At 34.5% G+C, this 20,203-nt stretch carries 15 protein-coding genes; 5 read left to right on the top strand and 10 right to left on the bottom strand.

The genetic code is table 11. From position 1 onward, the window contains the following. Positions 1 to 224: 224 nt before the first annotated feature. The 4 genes from BM018_RS05205 to BM018_RS05190 form a co-directional block, all read right to left on the bottom strand. Positions 225 to 1,070, bottom strand: coding sequence for a hypothetical protein (locus BM018_RS05205; RefSeq protein ID WP_092319321.1), 846 nt, complete (start codon positions 1,068 to 1,070; stop codon positions 225 to 227). A 9-nt stretch (positions 1,071 to 1,079) separates the two neighbouring features. After that, positions 1,080 to 2,717, bottom strand: coding sequence for a 2,3-bisphosphoglycerate-independent phosphoglycerate mutase (gpmI, locus tag BM018_RS05200; protein WP_092319319.1), 1,638 nt, complete (start codon positions 2,715 to 2,717; stop codon positions 1,080 to 1,082). Between the two features lie 478 nt (positions 2,718 to 3,195). After that, positions 3,196 to 3,675, bottom strand: a complete 480-nt coding sequence (locus BM018_RS05195; protein WP_092319317.1) for a hypothetical protein — start codon at positions 3,673 to 3,675, stop codon at positions 3,196 to 3,198. A 419-nt stretch (positions 3,676 to 4,094) separates the two neighbouring features. Continuing rightward, positions 4,095 to 5,624 (bottom strand): glycoside hydrolase family 10-like protein, encoded by a 1,530-nt coding sequence (locus BM018_RS05190; RefSeq protein WP_092319315.1) that lies wholly within the window; start codon positions 5,622 to 5,624, stop codon positions 4,095 to 4,097. A 114-nt stretch (positions 5,625 to 5,738) separates the two neighbouring features. Here BM018_RS05190 and BM018_RS05185 point away from each other — a divergent pair, with 114 nt between their 5' ends. Next, complete coding sequence (locus BM018_RS05185; protein WP_092319313.1) at positions 5,739 to 6,590, top strand: Cof-type HAD-IIB family hydrolase; 852 nt, start codon at positions 5,739 to 5,741, stop codon at positions 6,588 to 6,590. A gap of 128 nt (positions 6,591 to 6,718) precedes the next feature. Here BM018_RS05185 and BM018_RS05180 read toward each other — a convergent pair whose 3' ends face one another. The 4 genes from BM018_RS05180 to BM018_RS05165 all read right to left on the bottom strand — a co-directional run bounded on the left by BM018_RS05180 (position 6,719) and on the right by BM018_RS05165 (position 12,293). Continuing rightward, positions 6,719 to 7,609, bottom strand: coding sequence for a hypothetical protein (locus BM018_RS05180; RefSeq protein ID WP_092319311.1), 891 nt, complete (start codon positions 7,607 to 7,609; stop codon positions 6,719 to 6,721). A gap of 93 nt (positions 7,610 to 7,702) precedes the next feature. After that, the gene (locus tag BM018_RS05175; protein WP_092319309.1) at positions 7,703 to 9,403 is read right to left on the bottom strand and encodes a motility associated factor glycosyltransferase family protein; all 1,701 of its coding nucleotides are present in this window, start codon (positions 9,401 to 9,403) and stop codon (positions 7,703 to 7,705) included. Further along, positions 9,400 to 10,707, bottom strand: a complete 1,308-nt coding sequence (locus BM018_RS05170) for a DUF502 domain-containing protein (RefSeq protein ID WP_092319307.1) — start codon at positions 10,705 to 10,707, stop codon at positions 9,400 to 9,402. The genes BM018_RS05175 and BM018_RS05170 overlap by 4 nt, the downstream gene beginning before the upstream one ends. 29 nt (positions 10,708 to 10,736) lie before the next feature. Beyond that, positions 10,737 to 12,293, bottom strand: coding sequence for a peptidoglycan D,D-transpeptidase FtsI family protein (locus BM018_RS05165; protein WP_092319305.1), 1,557 nt, complete (start codon positions 12,291 to 12,293; stop codon positions 10,737 to 10,739). A gap of 176 nt (positions 12,294 to 12,469) precedes the next feature. On the opposite strand from BM018_RS05165, the gene BM018_RS05160 reads away from it, so the two are divergent. The 4 genes from BM018_RS05160 to BM018_RS05145 all read left to right on the top strand — a co-directional run bounded on the left by BM018_RS05160 (position 12,470) and on the right by BM018_RS05145 (position 16,213). Further along, entirely contained in the window at positions 12,470 to 13,006 is a 537-nt protein-coding gene (locus BM018_RS05160; RefSeq protein WP_200778571.1) for a peptidylprolyl isomerase, read from the top strand. A 101-nt stretch (positions 13,007 to 13,107) separates the two neighbouring features. After that, positions 13,108 to 14,052, top strand: a complete 945-nt coding sequence (locus BM018_RS05155; RefSeq protein ID WP_092319301.1) for an acetyl-CoA carboxylase carboxyltransferase subunit alpha — start codon at positions 13,108 to 13,110, stop codon at positions 14,050 to 14,052. Between the two features lie 37 nt (positions 14,053 to 14,089). After that, positions 14,090 to 15,808 carry a diphosphate--fructose-6-phosphate 1-phosphotransferase gene (locus BM018_RS05150; RefSeq protein ID WP_092319299.1) on the top strand — a complete coding sequence of 573 codons (1,719 nt, stop codon included), beginning with the start codon at positions 14,090 to 14,092 and terminating at the stop codon, positions 15,806 to 15,808. Between the two features lie 12 nt (positions 15,809 to 15,820). Further along, positions 15,821 to 16,213 (top strand): hypothetical protein, encoded by a 393-nt coding sequence (locus tag BM018_RS05145; RefSeq protein ID WP_092319297.1) that lies wholly within the window; start codon positions 15,821 to 15,823, stop codon positions 16,211 to 16,213. Here BM018_RS05145 and BM018_RS05140 read toward each other — a convergent pair. Together BM018_RS05140 and BM018_RS05135 are read right to left on the bottom strand one after the other, a co-directional pair. Further along, a complete protein-coding gene (locus tag BM018_RS05140; RefSeq protein ID WP_092319295.1) occupies positions 16,200 to 17,897 on the bottom strand; it encodes a SpoIVB peptidase S55 domain-containing protein in 1,698 nt (565 codons plus the stop codon). The genes BM018_RS05145 and BM018_RS05140 overlap by 14 nt on opposite strands. A gap of 9 nt (positions 17,898 to 17,906) precedes the next feature. Then, positions 17,907 to 19,472, bottom strand: coding sequence for a hypothetical protein (locus BM018_RS05135; protein WP_143280426.1), 1,566 nt, complete (start codon positions 19,470 to 19,472; stop codon positions 17,907 to 17,909). Between the last annotated feature and the right edge of the window lie 731 nt (positions 19,473 to 20,203).

The following is a 20,203-nucleotide window of genomic DNA, read 5'->3' as shown; positions in this document are numbered from 1 at the left end:
AGCAAATCGTACTAAAGGACCAGGAGAACAAAACTTACGGGATAACTTAGAAGTAATAAAAATCATAGCTGATGAAAACAATACTTTTGATATAGAGCCTGGGACTATTGTTATATCTCATGTGCTTTCAAATATTAATGGCAATCTAAAGGATGCTATAAAAGAGGGTATAATTGCTATTAATAATGGGTCTCCTGTACATATATTGCAACACGTATAAGAATTTAATAATTATAGGATTTTGAAATTATTGTGCCGTTTGTTGGAATATCTTTAGTATTGCGTATTTTATACAAAAATTCATCTTCATGAAAAGGGGTAACAGAAATAAATGTTTTAACCTGTTCTGGTGTTGCATGTTGTATAGCTCCCTGAATAGGTTGATGTACACCATAGTTTACTAATGATGAGTGATGATATCCCAAGTTATGGGTAAGTTCATGACCAATAATAACAGCCATTTGTACTATCTCTTGTTTAGTATAATCTGTGTCGTCTCTAAGCCAAATTGTGTGAGAAAATCCTCCTACTGTTGCTTCTGCAGCTACTCCTGCATCTAAAGACCTTTTTGCAATAGATACAGGAAAATTCATATGTCGAATTTCTTTTATTATTTCTTTGGGGTCTTTAGGAGTGGTACCGCTATTATCAAAAAATTTCTTTTTCATCATCTCTTCTTCGAAAACAGAACTGTTGATAGCAAAGGATAATAAGTCAAAGACATCTGCCAAAAAAAGACGTTCCGCGAAAGTGAAAGAACGTTTGTTGTCTATATTATTGATGCTGAGCAAAGTAACATTAAAAAATGGGTATTGTCTTTTGAAATCACTACTAGATGGTATCCAAAAGGTTCGTTTTTTCAAACAGCCATAGAATGATTGTCCTGTTGTACCAGTTAAATGTATGCTGCTTCTTAAAGTCATTAGTTTAATATATGGAGTAAAAAGGGTATTTCTATCATATCCATTAGCTGGCTTAACCGGCACATCAGTTGCTTTAACAAAGCCTGTATCTTGCAATGCACAACCATTATATAAAAAAAAACAAATAATAATTAATAATAACTTCATAATTACCTACTATTTTTCAAAAGTTATTAGAGATGCATCATAAGTTGTTGGTGCTTCTAGTCCTAATAAATTGCATAATGTAGATGCTACATTAGATAAGCCTGCCGGTTCGGGAATGGAAGATAATTTATATTCATTGTTGTAATTAGGATCATAAATGATAAATGGAACCGGTGCTAATGTATGTGCTGTATGAAGAATTTTATGTCCATTTTTGTCCAAAGACCACATAAGATCTGCGTTACCATGATCAGCTAGTACAATAAGGATTCCATTGGATTTTTTTACTGCTTCAAGAATTTGCCCAAGGCATTTGTCAGTGACTTCCAGTGATTCAACGACAGCTGAAAAATTGCCAGTATGACCTACCATGTCTCCATTTGGGAAGTTAATACGAATATGATCAAATTGTTTGGATTCAATAGCTTTTATGACTTCCTCTGTAATCTCGACAGCTTTCATGGCTGGTGCTTGGTCGAATGGGATATTATCAGATTTAATCTCGATATAACTCTCAAGGTTTTGGTTAATATATCCACTTCGATTGCCGTTCCAGAAATATGTAACATGTCCGAATTTTTGGGTTTCTGATATAGCCATGGTACGGATATTATTAGCTGCTAAGTATTCTCCTATAGGATGGTTGATGTGAGGAGGTTCAACTAAGAAAAGTTCGGGAATTTTAAGATCACCGTCATACTGCATCATACCAGCAAAAAGAACTTTAGGTCTATGTCCTCTATCAAAGTGTGAAAACTGATCTGACGTAAAAGCTTGTGAAATTTCTATAGCTCTATCTCCACGGTAATTGAATAGAATCACTGAATCATTATCTTTTATACAACCAATGGGATTATTTGTTTCGTCAACAATAACAAAAGGAGGATTATACTGATCATTTCGTTCTGGATCTTCTTGGTAGAAAGTTTGAATAGCTTCCTTTCCAGAATGAAATTTATGTTCAGCTTTACCATGAACATGAGCGTTCCAACCACGTTCAACCATCGGCCAATCTGCATTATATCGATCCATTGTAATAACCATGCGTCCTCCGCCTGACGCGATAGAGTAATCGTATCCATATTTGGTTTTTATGTTTTCAAATATTGTGTCAAGCTGATCTATATATTGAATCGCTGTTCTAGCGCCTACATCTCTTCCGTCAGTCATAGCATGGACTCGAACTTTTTGAATACCGTCTTTAGCGGCTTCTTCAATCATAGCAATAAGTTGTTTGATATGGGAATGCACTCCCCCATCCGAAAGCAAGCCGATAAAATGCAAGGTACTATTATTTTTTTTGACTTGATCAATCAATGCATGCCATGTATCGCTGGTGAAAATAGAACGATCTGCAATTGCTTCGTTGACACGTTTTGCGCCTTGTGCAAAAATACGGCCCGCTCCTAGTGCATTATGACCAACTTCGCTATTTCCCATATCGTCGTCAGTGGGCATTCCTACTGCTGTGCCATGAGCTTTGAGTAAGCGGTGAATTTCAGACTGCATCAAAGCATCAAAAACTGGCATATCGGCCTGCATAACAGCATTTCCTTCTAATTTTTCGCTTATTCCTACACCATCAAGCACAGCTAAAACAACCGGACCAGGACGATGAAATCCATTTTTATTAAGTTTAAGATTCATATTTTTCTCCTTAGTTAAAATTTAAGAGATAGCAAATATCTCAATAGTGTTAAATATATTATAATAAATAAATTATTTTTTTGCAATCGTTCTCTAAAAGCAGGAAATTTTTATTGTAACTTTTAGCAAATTCTGTATATAACTGAAAAATTTTCTTAGAAGAGTTATTTTTAAAGTAATCTTTTAAAATATACATAGAGTTTTCTTTTTGGAATAGATGATAAATTCACTGATTTCTTGAAAGGAACTGATTTATCTGTACGATTAGATTTCTCATCATATATAAAGTTTCATTAATATAGAATATTCTAAATATGCTATATTTTTTATATGAAGTTTTAATTTGATATCGGAAGTAAGAATTTCATGATGTTAGATATAGTACCTGCTACTGGAAGATACCTCTTTCCTTCTAAAAAATAGGGGCAAAAACTTGCCCCTATTGTTCTTTTATTTGTATTAGGAATATAATTATCCACTAACTTGATACCTTACCGTAAAGATCACCGGAACCTTGAGTTATTGCGGTGGATTCTGATAATTGTGAGTCATCGTCTACAAAAGAACTAGAGAGAATGACAGCCTCACTATGAGAGGATCTGTTTAAATGATCATAATGTAATAGAGCATATTTCCCACTGCTGCTACCACTGATAATACGGTACACAGCTTTTGTACCGCTCAGTGAGCGTACAAACTTGAGATTTCCACCGTATGCACTTGAACTGGCGGAATTGAGAATGATATCTCCTGTAAATATGTCAATAATTGCTTGATTGCTCAAGTCTTGATTCATAGAAGTGACATAAAGATCTTGTTTTTTGAAGTTTGCAATAAACGTTAAAGCATTCCCATCCAAGACTATACCACTACCGTTGCCATTATAGTCTTGAAAAAATTTGCAAGACGTCATGGCTAGAAATCCCAAAACCATCAAAGGGAGAGTGAGTAAACGCATAAGAAGCCTCCTATGAAATTAATATACTCATTATAGCTTATATCAATAGGAAATGTCAATATAATAATGCTTATAAAAACAGTATTATTTAAAATAATCTTCTATTATTTTCCAAGTTTGATTTAATTATTATTTTGTGCCTAATGTCATGTAAGGTCAAAATAATACTTTATAAAGATATTTCTTTTATTAACAGCTATTAACAGCAGATTTATAAGTTGCTAGATCTTTTTTTCAAAAAAGTATGGAGGTAGGATATTGCGTGAATGGCAGAATGGCTGCGGTTTGAAAGAAAATGAATCGCATATAATAAAAAGATCTATATAAGATATATTAATGAAATTCAGAAAGAATATTCATATTCTTTCAAATACTGTTCTTAAAAATTATACATAACTATAATTTTTATTTTTTTGAGATCATTGAATAATAGAATCTAAAATATTATCTAATTCTGTTAGACCATCATTCTCTGTTATCTTATTGTTAATTGTGAGCTCACTTTCATGATGCATTCGGGAGACAGCTGTTATTCCGTAGTTATAATTAATCTTGAACTCTACTTCAAAACTTCGTATATCTGCTGGAATTTTAGTTAAAATATAACTCGGATTAGTAATATCAGCCGCTTCGATATCAGGGAATTCATAAATAACAAAGTAACGAATATTTGTTTGATCTTGAGTATCCCATGTGAGTATCCTTTTATTATTAGAAATAGTTTCTTTGAAGTTAATAGGGGATTGTGGCGCTTTTAATGCTGATTTTGTGGGAATTAAAGTAGGATATGGATGAATATTGGAAATAATATCCTGTTTAATGCCTTTTGTATTATTGAGCATCCATTTGCTGCTGTAGTAAATAACACCATCGATTGCATCTTTTTTTCGGATGTATTCGACTTGTTTTTTGATAGAACTGAGCGGCCATTGCTGCTCGTGAAGCTTATAAACACCAATGCCGATATACAGATCAACTTGATTTTTTACAGCATTGGCCCACCAATCGACCAGCATATCAAATTCAGCATTTTTAGTGGTAAAATCCCAGTATATTTGAGGGGCAACATAATCGATCCATTTGTTTTCAATCCATTTCAAAATATCAGCAAAAAGATCATCATAATTCGTTTGGCCTGATTTAGTTTTAGAACCACGAGGATCAGTATCTTGGTTTCTCCAAACTCCAAATGGACTGATTCCGAATTTTACATAAGATTTTTCTTTTTTAATGGCTTCAGACATATTTTTTACGAACGTAGCTGTATTATTCCGGCGCCAATCATCTTTTGATTTAAATTTATTTTTGCCATATTTTTCCCATGATTTTTTGTCATTGAAGGGAACTAATTGATTATTTTTGAATACTTTATAAGGATAAAAATAATCGTCCATATGAATAACATCAATATCATAGTTTCGCACAATTTCCATCACTTCTTTCTGAATATAAGCTTGTACATTGGGATTTCCAGGGTCAAAGTAATAACGGCCATCATAATTAATAATCCAGTCAGAATTTTTGCGGGCTATATGATTTTTATCAAGAGAATCAAACGGTTCACCATTCAGAATTCTGAACGGATTAATCCAAACATGTGTTTCCAGAGCGCGTTTTTGAGCTTCTTCAATGAAAAATGCCAAAGGATCATAAAGAGGATCCTTACCTTGAATGCCTGTCAGATACCGCGACCAAGGTGATAGTTTTGAGCGGTAAAAAGAATCGGAAGTTGGTTTGATCTGTAGAATAGCCGCATTCATTTTCATATCTCGCAGGTTGTCTAAGTGTTTAATCAATTCTTGTTTTTGAATTTCGGGGGAAAGTCCTTTTTTTGATGGCCAATCAATATTGAATACAGTAGCAATCCAGACACCTCTGAATTCACGTTTAGGATGTGTTCCGTATGCCGGTGCCGAAACAAGTAGAATATATATTAATAATTTCTTCATTAAAAACCTGCCAAAAGATCAAACCTTTTTTATATTGACGGAAAAAAATGAGATTTCTTTATAATTGATTTCATCGAAAAATAATGTTATAATATGCGCAGATAGGAGGTACCGATGTTTGATCCAAAAAAAATAAAAGCGGTCGGAATAGATATCGATGGTACGCTGATTAATAGTCAAGAGATCTGCACTCCCAGAACCGAGACAACAATTAAGAATCTCATCAAGACTGGCCGAAAAATATTTATTGTCACGGGCAGAAGTACTCCTGCAGCTATTAGTTATGCACGGCAAATTGGTCTGGAAGATTATATGATTACATATAATGGTGCTTGTATCTATGATCTTAGGCAAAATAAAACAATTCGTACGATTACTGTAGACCTTCAAGAAGCAAAGGATGCAATCCATATTGCACGTACCAACAATTTACTGGTTTTGGCTTTTGCTGATGATATTTGTTACTATGAGCAAGAAAACGAAATTTTGCCTCAGTATCTCAAACGCCTTAACGGTCAAAAAATGGAAACGATGTTTGGATTTTTAGATAATGCTCCTATGGATCGCTTTGTGAAAATTTTACTGTTAGGTTATGAAAAAGAAGTTATGCAAGCTTATAAAGACTTAAAAGATCTGCATGATGAAAATATTTATGCTATTCTTACTACTCCAGGGTTTCGTGATCCAAAAAATCCTGACACTGCATTGACGTGTATTGAAGTTATGAATCGTAAGGTCAATAAGGGCAAAACATTAGAACATCTACTGGAACAACATGGTATTCGTATTCATGAAGCCTTAGCGTTTGGAGATGATAATAATGATATTGAAATGCTATCGATGGTAGGTTGGGGTGTTGCCATGGATAATGCGAAAGAAGCTGTAAAAATTTGCTCAAATGATATTACATTATCAAACGATCAAGATGGTGTTGCAGATTTTATTGAAAAAAAAATATTATTTTAACGAATCTTTTTTTTTGACTCTTTGACTTTATTTATTACGCCCTTCTTAATATGTTGGAGTCGGGAGGAAAGAGTTTGGAAAATACAAGAGAGCAAATTGTTCTCTTGTATTTTCGTTATTATTAAAAATTATATTTCAGCCCGAGCTCCTGTTGTTTGATTAAAGTCTACCATAAGGATTAAGCCTGCCCTTACTTGCAGGTCGTAAGGGTTTTTGTCAGGATAGAATGCCCAAGCATTAAAATCAGTATTAAAAATATTCCATTGCAATCTCGCCCATAAAGTAATGCCATTGCCTAAAATAAAATCTAACCGCGCATAGTGTTCCATAGGGACGCTTTCCTTGGAAGTGATGCCGCTAGTGTTGTAAAATAGTCCATTATTTACATAAAATTTCGAAAACCAACGAAAGGCAACATTTTTATGAAACTGAATAAAATACAACAACTCTAAAGAAGGGCTATCAATCCAGAATTTATCAATATTTCCATGGGATAGATTGATTTGATTTCCCGCAAGAAAAAATCCGAATCTAAATTCTGTTAAAAGAAAATGAGAGAAATTATCTTGAACAGGATTGGCAAAATCAGCGGTATATCGTAGTCGAAATTGTGCCCGTCCATCACTATTAAAATGAAGAGTAAACCATGGCGAAACATTTAAATAAGATTGGAAAACAAAATAATAACTTTCTTTTAATGAATGGCTATAAACAGTTCCAAAATTGTCATATCCAATAGAACCTCCAATTTCCATTCCGGCTCCCAGAGAAATCCAGTCATAATTGGGGATGGAAGCAGTATAATAAGCTTCCCAAGTTGCACTGTTTGCTTTCCAACGGGTAGCTGAATCTGTTTGTATTAAGTTACCTGTGTTGACATATGCTTCCATTCCAAACAAATTTAATGGTTTAGTATTCCTTTGCCATGCTGGTCTTGTATCCAAAATTCCGATTTCTTGAGAGTGGACGTGTGCTGAAAAGCAGCACAGAAAAATCATGCATGCTAATGCTTTTTTCATAGTTGTCCCCTTAATATTAATTTATCGGTTTATGTGATTAATATATCTGAATATACTGAAGATAAAAGGGGAATGTCAAATTTTGGATAAAAATTATTTAAGAGAAAGTGATTTTTTGATAATGCGTTCCAAGAATCTCAAGCATTCAAGATTTTCTTGGCAAATAGCTGTGATAATATCTAATTTTTCTGATTTATCAGATGAATCCTGTAATTCCAGTGCTTTTTGTACAGTATTCTGCATCGCAATCTCCAAAATGTGGGCTGTTTTTTGGTGCTCAGGATGCAATAAAATCGAATATAAGGTTTCCGTAGCGGTTTGGGCTTGCTGCAAATTTCTAGAAATTTGTGCTTTTTTGGCAATAATTAAATTTTTATGAGCAGTAGGAATAATTGTTTGCACTGATATTTTGAGGGAATTGAGTATCTCATAGAAAGCATTTTTTTGCCGTTTTTTCGGAGGTTGAATCACTCTTTTGAGAATAGGGGTGTTCAGCATAGAAAAAGCATCCTTCACCGTTCGGTGATCTGCTCCTTCAAGAAATGCTCCTTCTAAGCCAGCAATAATAACTTGTGCATTAGTTTGGGGTATTTCTTTGGAAAACCATTCACTAAACACTGAAAAACGCGCATCGGCAAGTACTTGATTTTGTTTCCGTCCTTTTATCAGCCGCGCATGTGAAGGATAAGTCGTTAAAGCATGCCTGGTATGTGCAGAATGAAATTTGTTAAAGTTGATCCGTGAAAATTCTGTTAAAATGTTTCCTTGACTGTGAATTTTTTTTTGAGTAAAGGATAAATCTTGACCTACTAAAATAATAGGATCAGCACCGATAACACGTGCAAAATCGAAAGCAGACGTCGAAACCGAGCCTCCTGATGCCAATAATCCACATGGTTTCCAGCAGTCCTGGAAAAGTTGATAGAAAGGCAAAGCTGCATCCATAAGAATAATTTGATGATTTTCATAATCAATAAAGGAACTTTCATGAACTCCTGGATCGGCAATAAGAATGTGTTGTTTGTCGGAACTATATCGTAAATAAAATGCATTTTTATCTTGCGGATCAACAGTAATAACAAAATCTACAGAAATATCCTCAGCTTCCAGCATAGGAAGTGCTGTATCACAGGCAATAAATACAGCATGATCTTTATGTTTTTTAAGGTAAGGGAGCGCTTCTGCAAGTGAAGGTCCTGCTCCGATGATCACTGCAGGCTGTCCTACAAAACTGTTTTTAAAATCTATCAGCTTAAGTGTTGAAAAATAGCGTGGCATGTTGCGGAATAGATTTTTGATCCATATTTTTCCAAAACGAATGAGTGTTGCATTACTGATTTCTTGTTGTGACAGCCGTGCAGCAACAATTTCTTTAGCTTGTTTCATTTCTTGTGGAAATAAATCCATGTACGGACGGTGAATCAAAAATCCTACATTTTTAAAGCGATTTTGTGCCATAAATTCTGAAAGAATCTGGCAATCTTGAATCAGAATTATATTTGGCTGTTTAAGCATATCTTTCAATTGCGGGAGTTTCTGCAATGCCTCATCAAAAATAATACTTTTAGGTTCGAAAATAAGGTAAAAGCGTTCAGAATTTTGTGGAATTTCATCTAAAATATAGCCCAAGCCTATGCCACCAATGAAAATTAAATCCGCATTAGAAGGAAGTTGCTTAAATAGCTTTTGAGCTTCAACTTGAGGTCTCATAGAATGTAGGCGTATTTCACGATTATGAGCGCATATAATAAAGTTATGCGAATTATCTGCGTTAAGTACAGATTTTATCGTCATTTTGAATCCTTCTCGTCACTGAGAATGCCTCCAGAAATTACCAGACCGAACGCTTTTTCTATAGGCATATCCAAAAATTTCACTTGTTTCCGTGGCACCGAGACAAACCAGCCTGTTGTCGGGATGGGTGTTGTTGGTACAAACACAGGTATATATTCTTGACCATTTTTCATGATAGCGGAGCTGTTATTTGCTGTTACGAAGCCGATAGCTAATGCTTTGGGGTTTGGGAAAGGCAGTAATACCGCTTTATTAAACCGTATTTCTTTTGATGGGTCGGATGAAAATGCTTGTACAATTTTCGCAACTGAAGAGTATACTGTGTTAAACATAGGGATGCTGTTGAAAAGTCTGTTGGATAAGGATTTAATCCATAATCCGAATGCGCTTTCTGCAAGAAATCCAATAAGAACCATACTTAAAAGCATGATAATAAGAATTAAAATGCTGGTGATAGCATTATAATAAGATGCTGGAATAAAATGGTGTAGGGAAACAGGTAAAAGTACTGTAAATGAGCGGATAAATCGGTATAATGAATTGAATACCCATGTAAAAATGGAAATTGTTCCAATGATAGGAGTTGAAAAGAGCAGCCCTTGAAAAAATAGTAGTTGCAAATGATTTTTTTTAACTGTCTTATGGATGGATAAGCTGGTAGGAGCAATATCTTGTTGTATCGAGCCTGCTGATAGAACAGTTGTTAATGCTTGTGCTGATGAAATGAGACAAGGTTCAACATCTGATTTTCGACAGGTTAGATAGAATCCTGAAGAAATAATAGGAGATGAAGGCAAATAAACAGTAAGCCAATTAGGTCCATCCTGCTCTCCGAAAAAATGATTGGCATTGTCCGACGTTACAAAGCCGATAGTTTTGGAATCTGCGGTAGGATAAGGTACAAGAACGCTTTCTGAAAGATTCACATTAATATCATGATCTTCATTTTTGAAAAATAATTCCGCTAATTTTTTTACTGTAGCATATACGGGACGAATTACTGTTGGCGACATAAGGAATTTGTCGATTAGGTTGTTAAACCATTTTCCTAAGAATGTTGAACCCCAAAATCCTAATATTATAATGAGTAAAAATACCAACAAGAGAAAACCTAAATCAACAATGCTATTGAAATAGGGAAATTCCCTCCATGAAAGTGGTACTAAATAGCTCATGTCAGGAATAAATTTCTTGATGAACGACCATAACCAATAGATAATGCCGATAGTGATACCTAGAGGTAGTACAAGTAAAAATCCATCTTGAAGTGCTCTGGTGAATTTTGTGGTTTTTTTAGGTTTCATGAGAATTTCCTTAAAATTATTTATTGTATCTAATTAATATTTGCGTAAAGTAATATGCGTCTTGTGATATCAGCAAAAAGCGGAGCTGAAACACCACCTCCTGAACGGGATTGTCCTTTTGGATTGTGGACGGCAGCAACGATCGCTAAGTGTGGATCTTCAACAGGTAAAAATCCGATAAATACGGTATTATTTTGACCAACGCTATATCCTTGATGTCCGGCGATCATACCGGTTCCAGTTTTCCCAGCAATACGGATGCCATCAATGGCTGCTAAATTTCCGGTACCACCTCTCATGACGACTTTTTCCAAGGCATATAAGAGTTCGCGTGCTTTTTGAGGATGCATAAGCTGTTGATATTCACGTTCAATGACAAGGGTTTCTTCGCCTACGTTGTTTTGGATGGAAGAGACAATAATCGGTGAAATAAATTCACCGCCACCTGCAATAACAGAAGCTGCAATGAGCAACTGCAAAGTAGTGACGCCAATCTCCTGACCTATTGCAATCATTGGTTTTGAAAGGCTGTTCCAACTTTGAACAGGATGTAAGATTCCTTTTTCAAGCCCAGTGAGTGGCAATTTTGGTTTTTGCCCGAAGCCCAGTTCAGAAAGCCATAAATAATAGTCATCAGCTCCGAATTTACTAGCTAGTCTCGCAAATGAAATATTTGCTGATTTTTGTATCATAACAGATAAGGGAATGTAGCCATAAGCTGGCTTTGAAAATATATAATTGCCTACTTTATAAGGGGTGTAATCATCGAATTTGGGCTCTGATGTTGAAGCAATACCTTGCTCCATAGCAAATGCTGCTGTGAAAATTTTCATTACAGACCCTGGTTCGTAGATATATGCTGTCGACAAAGCCTGACTTTGAGATTCACCTGCTTGTACTAAAGCAAGAATTTCGCGTTTTTTCAGGTCCATAATAGCAACACTTCCACTCTGCGCCTGAGAATCAACAACAGCTTTACTCAGTTCTTCATAAGCTATTCGTGAAATTTCAGCATCTAACGTTGAAGTGATATTAAGGCCTTGCTCTAACGAAGAATTAAGCGTATATTCTATGCCATATAAGCCGGCACTGTCGCGACCTAGAGTTCCAATGATAGCAGATAGAAAATCATACGGATAAAAACGTGATTCTTCTGAAGTAAGTCCTAATTCATCATTTCTGAGATAACCTTCATTTTTGAGGGCCCGAAGCAATGCTGTCACCGGAGCTGTAATAGATGGTGTCATATCTCGTTTCACATAAACAAAATTTCTGTCATTTTTATCAAATTGTGTCAGTTCGTTTTCTGAAAAATAGCCAGTAGAATGCAGGTAGTTTTTGATGTATATTTTAAGTTCATTTGGTATCCGTGCAGGTCTCGCAAAAAGCGAACGGCTAGATGAAATGCCTGCCAGCAAACGCCCACGTCTGTCATAAATGTTACCGCGCGGTACAAAAGAACGTGTATATGATGTTTTTAGCCTATCATCAGGGAAGATGGTGATTCGAAAAAGCCTTATACTAGCCAGCCCAAAACTAAAAAAAATACAGAAGGATAAAATACGAAAGCGTAATCTTTCATTCATAATGCATGATAATCCCAATTGAAATTCTTAGTATTATGACAGAAAATTTTATAAATTGCAAAAATTGCATAAATAAAAAAAATGTGCTAATATTATTTTAAAAAGTATCAATTATGGAGGTACCTATGAAATTTTTAGGTATTTTGATAAGTGTCGCGTTTTTAGGAGGTCCTATTATGCATGCTCAGTTAATACAACCTGTCAATCCCCAAAATCCCACAGCGCTTATTAAAACGTCGCTTGGCGAGATAACGGTCGAGCTTTTTGTCGACAAAAGTCCAGTTACAGCTAGTAATTTTATTAAATTAGCCAATAAAGGTTTTTATAACGGATTAATTTTTCATCGTGTGATTGATAATTTTATGATTCAAACCGGTGACCCAAACGGTAATGGTACGGGGGGTCCAGGCTATACAATAAGAGATGAATTTAGTAGCCGACTCAAACATTCTCAAGCTGGCGTATTATCAATGGCTAATGCAGGTCCAAATACTGGTGGCTCGCAATTTTTCATTACGTTGGCGCCAACCACTTGGCTCGACGGTAAGCATGCTATTTTTGGTCAAGTCATTAGGGGAATGGATATTGTCAGGAAAATTGGAAGAGTAAAAGTTGATCTTAATGACAGACCAATTCAGCCTGTTAAAATGGAAAAAGTTTTCATTATGGTACCAAAACAGCAACAAAGACAGCAGAAAAAAGTAGAAAAGTGAGGGCAAGTTTATTGCTCTTATTTTTATTCAAGTAATGCTTGACGATAATATAATAATAAGATATAATGATAAAATCTTAATATATACTTAAGAGGAATAAAATGTACTATTTGGATTTTGAAAATGAAATAAAAGAATTTGATGGGCTTTTGGCAGAGTTACGTGAATCTCCTGTTGTTGATATGCTAAAAGTTGAAGTCTTAGAAAAAAAACGTCAAGAACGCTTGCAGCAAATTTATGGAAATCTTACACCATGGCAAATTACACAAGTAGCACGACATCCTGAACGTCCTGGATTTTTGGATTATACCCAAGGCATGTTTCATGATTTTTTGGAATTCCATGGTGATCGTTATTTTGGTGATGATGGTGCTATTGTTACTGGTTGGGCAATGCTGGGTGATGAAAAAGTGATGTTGATTGGTCAGGAAAAAGGATTTGATATTGATTCGCGTTTGAAACGGAATTTCGGTATGCCTAATCCCGAAGGATATCGTAAAGCATTACGTGCTGCTAAGCTTGCACAAAAGTTTCGAAAGCCTATTATTACTTTTGTGGATACTCCCGGAGCATATCCTGGAATTGGTGCTGAAGAACGAGGTCAAGGTGAAGCAATCGCACGGAATCTTATGGAATTTTTCGGAATCAAAGTACCTATTATTTCTGTAATTATAGGAGAAGGTGGTAGTGGGGGAGCATTGGGTATTGCTGTTGCTGATAAGGTTTTATTGCTTGAAAACTCTATTTATTCAGTTATTTCTCCTGAATCTTGTGCTTCCATTCTATGGCATGATTCATCAAAGTCTACACAAGCTGCTGAAGCATTATGTTATACAGCTTCGCATCTCAAAAAATTTGGTATTGTTGATGGAGTAATTCAAGAGCCGTTAGGTGGTGCCCAACGATCCCATGAAGAAACAATGAACACCCTATCAAAACATCTATTAGACGATCTGGAAGTTCTAAAAAAGAAAAGTATTCCTAAATTGTTGCAGTCTCGCTATGATCGATTTAGAAAATTTGGTGTTTTTGAAGAAAAAGTATAAATTTTTAGGGTGTTTTTAGCGAAAAAGGAGAAAATTAATGAATGAGTTAGTTCAAAATTTAATAAAAATGGAAAATCATCATTCTTTGTTTGAAGATTTTATTAAAAATTTATCAGTACCTGTTGTTGAAACTTTTCTTAATAAAGGCAAAATTAATCCTATATCATTCAAAAAAAGCGATCATATATTAAATACGAAAGATCAAAGTGCAGTAGCGGAAGCCTTTCCTCAGAGCATTGCATTAAGTGAAAATAAAATTTTAGTTGCCGATTCTTTTATTAATGTAGAAAACCTTCGAGTTGCTGTATTGTTTTCTGGTGGTCCTGCGTCTGGTGGTCATAATATAGTTGTTGGTATAAAAAAAGCTTTAGGAGAAAAAAATACTCTTCTAGGCGTTAAGGCTGGTCCAAAAGGGCTATTAGCAGGTGATTTTTTTGAGTTAACAGATGAATTAGTACTACAAGTTGTTAATACAGGTGGTTTTGATCTTCTGGGATCTGATCGTACAAAAATAAAAACAGAAGAACAGTTTGAAAAAGTTAAAGAAGTGGTAAACCATTATCAATTAGATGCAATTATTATTGTTGGAGGTGATGATTCTAATACAAATGCTGCCATACTTGCTGAAATTTTGGCTCCTCAGAAAGTAGCTGTTATCGGAGTACCTAAAACCATAGATGGCGATCTTCAATTGGGAGATCTTTTACCAATATCATTTGGATTTGATACAGCTACAAAGATTTATTCGGAAATGGTAGGCAATATTTTACAGGATACAGCTTCTTCGTTGAAGTATTGGCATTTTGTTAAAATTATGGGTCGGGCGGCTAGTCATGTGGCATTAGAAACGGCTCTCCAGACGAAACCAGCATATACTATTATTTCCGAAGAGATAAAAGAAAAAAACAAATCACTCCAAACTGTTGTGAATGAAATTGCAGAAGTCATCATTAAGCGCGCAGGAAAAGGAATTAATCATGGTCTTGTGCTTATTCCTGAGGGATTTATAGAATTTATTCCAGAAATGAGGGTTCTGCTTTCGGAAATGGATCATACTATTGGGCATAATGTTGATGATTTTTCTCGAATGGATAAATCCCAGAAATATCAATTTATTATTGCTTCACTCAATCAGGAAAATATCAGTTTATATAAGAGTTTACCTCCTAATATTCAGGAGATGCTACTTTTGGATCGGGATTCTCATGGGAATTTACCTTTATCTCAGATTCCTACGGAAATGCTGGTTATAGAGATGGTATCAAGACGCATTTCCGAACAAAAAAAGATAATACCTCATTTAGAGTCGTTTAAATTCAATACGATGAACCATTTTTTTGGTTATGAAGGGCGTTGTGGGGCTCCTACGTTGTTTGATGCTGCTTATTGTTTAAATTTGGGGCTTGTGGCTGGATCACTTGCTTTGAGCAAGTATACAGGTTATATGGCAGCATTAACAGACCTTCAGCATGGAGGAAGAATCCAAGCTTTGCCACTCACAGGCTTGCTGAATATAGAAAGTAGGCATGGAAAAGATGAGTTTGTGATCGAAAAAGCATTAGTAAAACTAGACTCTCAGGCTTTTCTGTTTTTTGCAGAAAGACGAAATATCTGGGCAGAATCTGATGTTTTTTGTTCTCCTGGACCACGTCAATTATTAGGAATTACTGCTAAACAAGTTCCTATATCTGTTGCTTTGAATAGTGGCTATTCTGATTTATCATTTAATTTAGGGCAAGATATTCAGTTAAATTAAATCGAGGATCTGATGGCAATTACCCTTATATTAAAAAATAAAAGAAATAATGAAATAAAGATAGGGATTTTAGGATTTTCATGGACAACTCTTTTTTTTGGAGGATTTGTTCCATTAATCCGCGGAGACTTGAAAATGTTTCTGATTCTTTTAATTCTTTATATTACAATTAATTATAACACTCCTTTGATCTTTCAAAACAGTCATTTGATAAATTTTCAAATGTTATCTGTAATCTGGACATCTAATAACAGTTGGAATTTATTATATGGTTTTGTAGTGCATGTTTTAGGGGCATTTTTTTATAATAAAATATATACCCAACACCTTGTTAATCGTGGGTATGTTCCTATGAATGAAGAAGGGATAACACTCTTAAAAATTAAAGGAATTATGGTGCACTGATGGGACTAGCCTCAATAACATTGATTACAAGCGAATCAATTCCAAGAATAGGCTTATCAAAAAAAATCGATTGTTCTGTTAATTTAGGAGAATTTAATTCTGATCCTTTAGTATTTCTGGTCTTAAAAAGAGAACGGCGAGAGATAGGAATATTTTCTAAAATGCTGTTTCCTATACTACTGGCATTTTGTGTGTCGATTAATACTATTTTAAATTCTTCTGTTAGAATAGGTTTCTGTAATTCTTGAATCAGTTTTTGTTCTGTTTTTATTGCCTGAGATTCTGAAAATGTGTTATTAATTTCTGTTTCAATAGAGATTCCGCTTCCAATTAAAATAGTATACTGGCCACTCTTCAAATTTTGTGGCAACTTAAAACTCACATTAGTGAAAAAAGTGTCACCTTGAGGCTCTGATAAGGTAGTGCGAATATAAATGGTATCTCCAGGAAGAAATTCATAGCGATTTAATTTGCTGTTGTGCGTATAGTAGTGACTATAAGGCTGATCTTCAATGTCTACAGTTAATGTAATTTTTTCAGGAACTAAATGGGTAATGGGATTATTCCATAAAATGGATACATAGTCTTTCCAGAATCCTTTAATAGAAATAGGATCGTAAATAGTATTTTTTACCCATAATGCAGTATTGGTAACAGATTTTTTATTAGTAAATTCCATATTCCAAGATAATTTTATTCTTTTTTCTATGTTGGTTCCTAACTCTCGATTTAAAATCGAGCCAATTCCTTCACTAAGCAACACAGGTAAATATTTTTGCGATTGAGAGATGTTAATATTGTAGGTATTAGTATAATAAGAATTTCGAAAACTGATAGATACAGGAGTCATAGGAGCATAGCGGTCAAAGCGGCCGTATACTGATGATAAGCCATCAAAAACAGTAGCTCCAATAGTTTCTTGAGCAGCTCCCAATTTGAATGATAACTCCGTACTTGCAATAATGTCATAAATTTTGGCTTTCGCTAGAGGTAATGTTATTGGTCCCCATTGTTCCATAGGATGACCATAAATATATACATCTTCACCATTTACATAGGTTACTGTACCTATAGATGCAAGATTAATATCTCCATCAATTAGTTTAATAGCAACAGAATCTCCTGGCTTTAAGGGGACGTTGTTATTTAAGCGAGATGACTTTACCGGTATGTTTAATTCTACACCGGAAATAGGAGCAGTTGCAATGTTTTGAACAGCATAAAGCAATTCCGGATCATCCAATCCTGTCAGTGACCAGGCACTTTTTATGGGATTGATAGAATTATTATTTCCATTGATTGGAATAACTACCCCGCGCTTTTTGTCAGAAAGCATATCTTGTATAGGTACGACACCTGCCATTAATTCTCTAGCGTTAGCCCATGTGTAAGCTAGTGCTCCTACGAGTTTGTCGTCTACGTAAACCGGGCTTCCACTCATGCCAGCAGCAACACGAGTACGTTCTATTTTGTCTCCGGAGAGCTTTACAAGAATTAAGCCTGCTTTTGCCATACGATTGGGCATATAATCAATGATTTCAAGATCAATTTTTTCTGGTTCGGTGCCTTGAAAAACGGTTAATGCGTAGCCTTTGGAGCCGGGTTTTAAGTCTTCTACTTTATAAAATTCCTGACCGAAAACAATTCCGGAAACGAAAATAATAGACCAAAAAAAGTATTTCATAAGTTCCTCTTAATTAAAGTTTAATTGAAAGCCACCTGTGGCCTGAATACCGCCAGCTGGAGCACCAACACGATAGAATATAGGTTGATTAAGGGTATTTTCTAATTCAAGTGTTAGGGTTGCTATCTTTTTAATTTTTTGGCTAAGTTTGAAATTTAAAAGCAGCACGTTATTGGAAAATTCTTTATCTAAGATGCGTGGTGATAGTATTTTAAAACTCGTTTCAAACCAAAAGCCTATCGGCTTGTAACCTAATCCTGATGTTAAATCAAATATATGCTGACTGTATAAAAGCCATGTTTTTGGGAAGTTTTCCCAAGAGTATACAAAAGATAAATCAAAAATATCTGGATAGCGTGTACTTACTGATATTCCTGATCCCAAAATATTAATTTTTCCATTTTCAGAAAAAAGATATAAATTTTCTGTATAATCATAGGAATATAAACGTTTCGTGAAATAACAATCTGATTTAAAATAGCCATTAATCTCAAAAAATGATGAAGCATTAATTGTTGTTGAAATTTGATAAATCCATTTTGTTTCAGGTGTTTTGTTGTAAGAATATAATTGAATTTCTGATGCTAGTAATTGGGCGCTGAGTGGCGAATATTGTCCGCTCATGCTAGCAGAAATATGGAAGATTTCACCATAATTATAGCTTAAAGATACTTCCGGCCAGCCAAAAAATTTATGAACATTTGAAGGAACAAAAGTACCTCCTAATTTTAGGATGAGATCTTTGGTAAGATTAAATTCTGTTAATAGTGTAATATAACCGATATCTTGATGTGTGGTTTTATCAATATAGTTAAATTCATAAACAAGATCAGCTTTGAAAATATTCCAATCAGTAAAACTGGCTTGATAAGTGCTGTGAAGAATCAGATCACTAAGAAATTGTTTTTGCAAAGTATTTCCTTGATCTGTTTGGAAATTTTGCAAGTAGAATTGTGATTTTATACCCGTATCAATAAAAGATTTATTATTGATCCAATATTTGATTTCAAAAGAGATCGGTAAAAAATGAGAAAATTGATTTTTGTCAGAACCGAAAAAAGAAATTTTTTTTTGTTGATATGAGATAGTCCCTTTGAAAAAAGTGTATGGTAAGTTGTAACTAAATTCACTGAAAAAATTGTTCTGATAACGCGCGCTATGGAGATAGGGAACATTGTTGATAGATAAATGATGACGTATTAAATTGTCATAAGAAATTTTATAGAAAAAATTATTGGTCAATCTTTGCAATAAAGCATTGATTTTCATGGTGTTGAATGAACCGTATAAAAATTTTATTGTTGAAAAATTTTGTTTTTGTGTATGATATATACTGCGGGATAATCCACTTGTTAGACTATTTGCGGTTAATTCTTCCCAATACACTTTTTGGAATTCAGGATTTCTATCATTAAGAAGCGCATCTTCTGTATCCACTGTATTGATGGAACTATTATCAACAATAGAAAAATCAATGTCCGGAAGAATAATATTATCAGAATCCTGAGTTTGAGTGTATATCAAGTTAGGGAAAAAACAAAAAGCAGTAAAAAAAAATAACTTTTTAAAAGTCAAAGAAGTCATCCTTTTCAAATTCTGAGTTATTATAACATTTTTTTTTCCTATTTTCAAGCGAAGCTCTTTTTCCTAGGGAGTTAAGGGAAGTTTAGTTTGGTACTGTTATAAGTGTTATTTAGTGACACTGTAAAGCTGAAAATCTACAATAATTTAAAATTCAAATCGCGGATATCTGAGGCTTGAGAAGCTATATCTTGCTGAACGTTCTGTATCAAAATTGAATCTAGATATAAATAATTTTGTAATTTTTATAATTTGAATTCTACTGTCATGCGAAATTTGCTTTAAGACTTTGAAGAATTCTTTTCTGGATATTAGTTTTATGAGGAAGATCTGGTACTTGATGAAATAAATCCTCCCCGAGTATTTCGGGAAGGGGTGTTGGTTAAAAATTTTCCTTAGAAATTTGAATAGAAATAGAAAGTAACATATTTGGGCAAGTCATTATCATGAAACATGGCAGCATAATAACTGACTTTAAGAAGAACCCAATCCGGTTCTGCATTCGGATCTAATTTATTTATTGGGGATATGAGGTTGTCTCTGCTGCTTCGTAACATTATATGTATAATAACATCATTCCAGCCTGTTAGCTTTCTGTCTGCCCTAAAAATTCCATTTTCTAATCTATGTCCTTTGAAAGATTGATACGTTGCAGAAATATCAGGCATTCATCTTCATTAACTTTAATGATTGAGATACTTAGATTTATTAGTTTCAAGATGGCG

Origin of the sequence: Brevinema andersonii (genome assembly GCF_900112165.1) — a bacterium.
In the GTDB taxonomy this organism is placed as follows: Bacteria; Spirochaetota; Brevinematia; order Brevinematales; family Brevinemataceae; genus Brevinema; species Brevinema andersonii.
The sequence above is the reverse complement of the archived record's forward strand: the minus strand, read 5'-3'. Positions and strand labels throughout refer to the sequence as shown.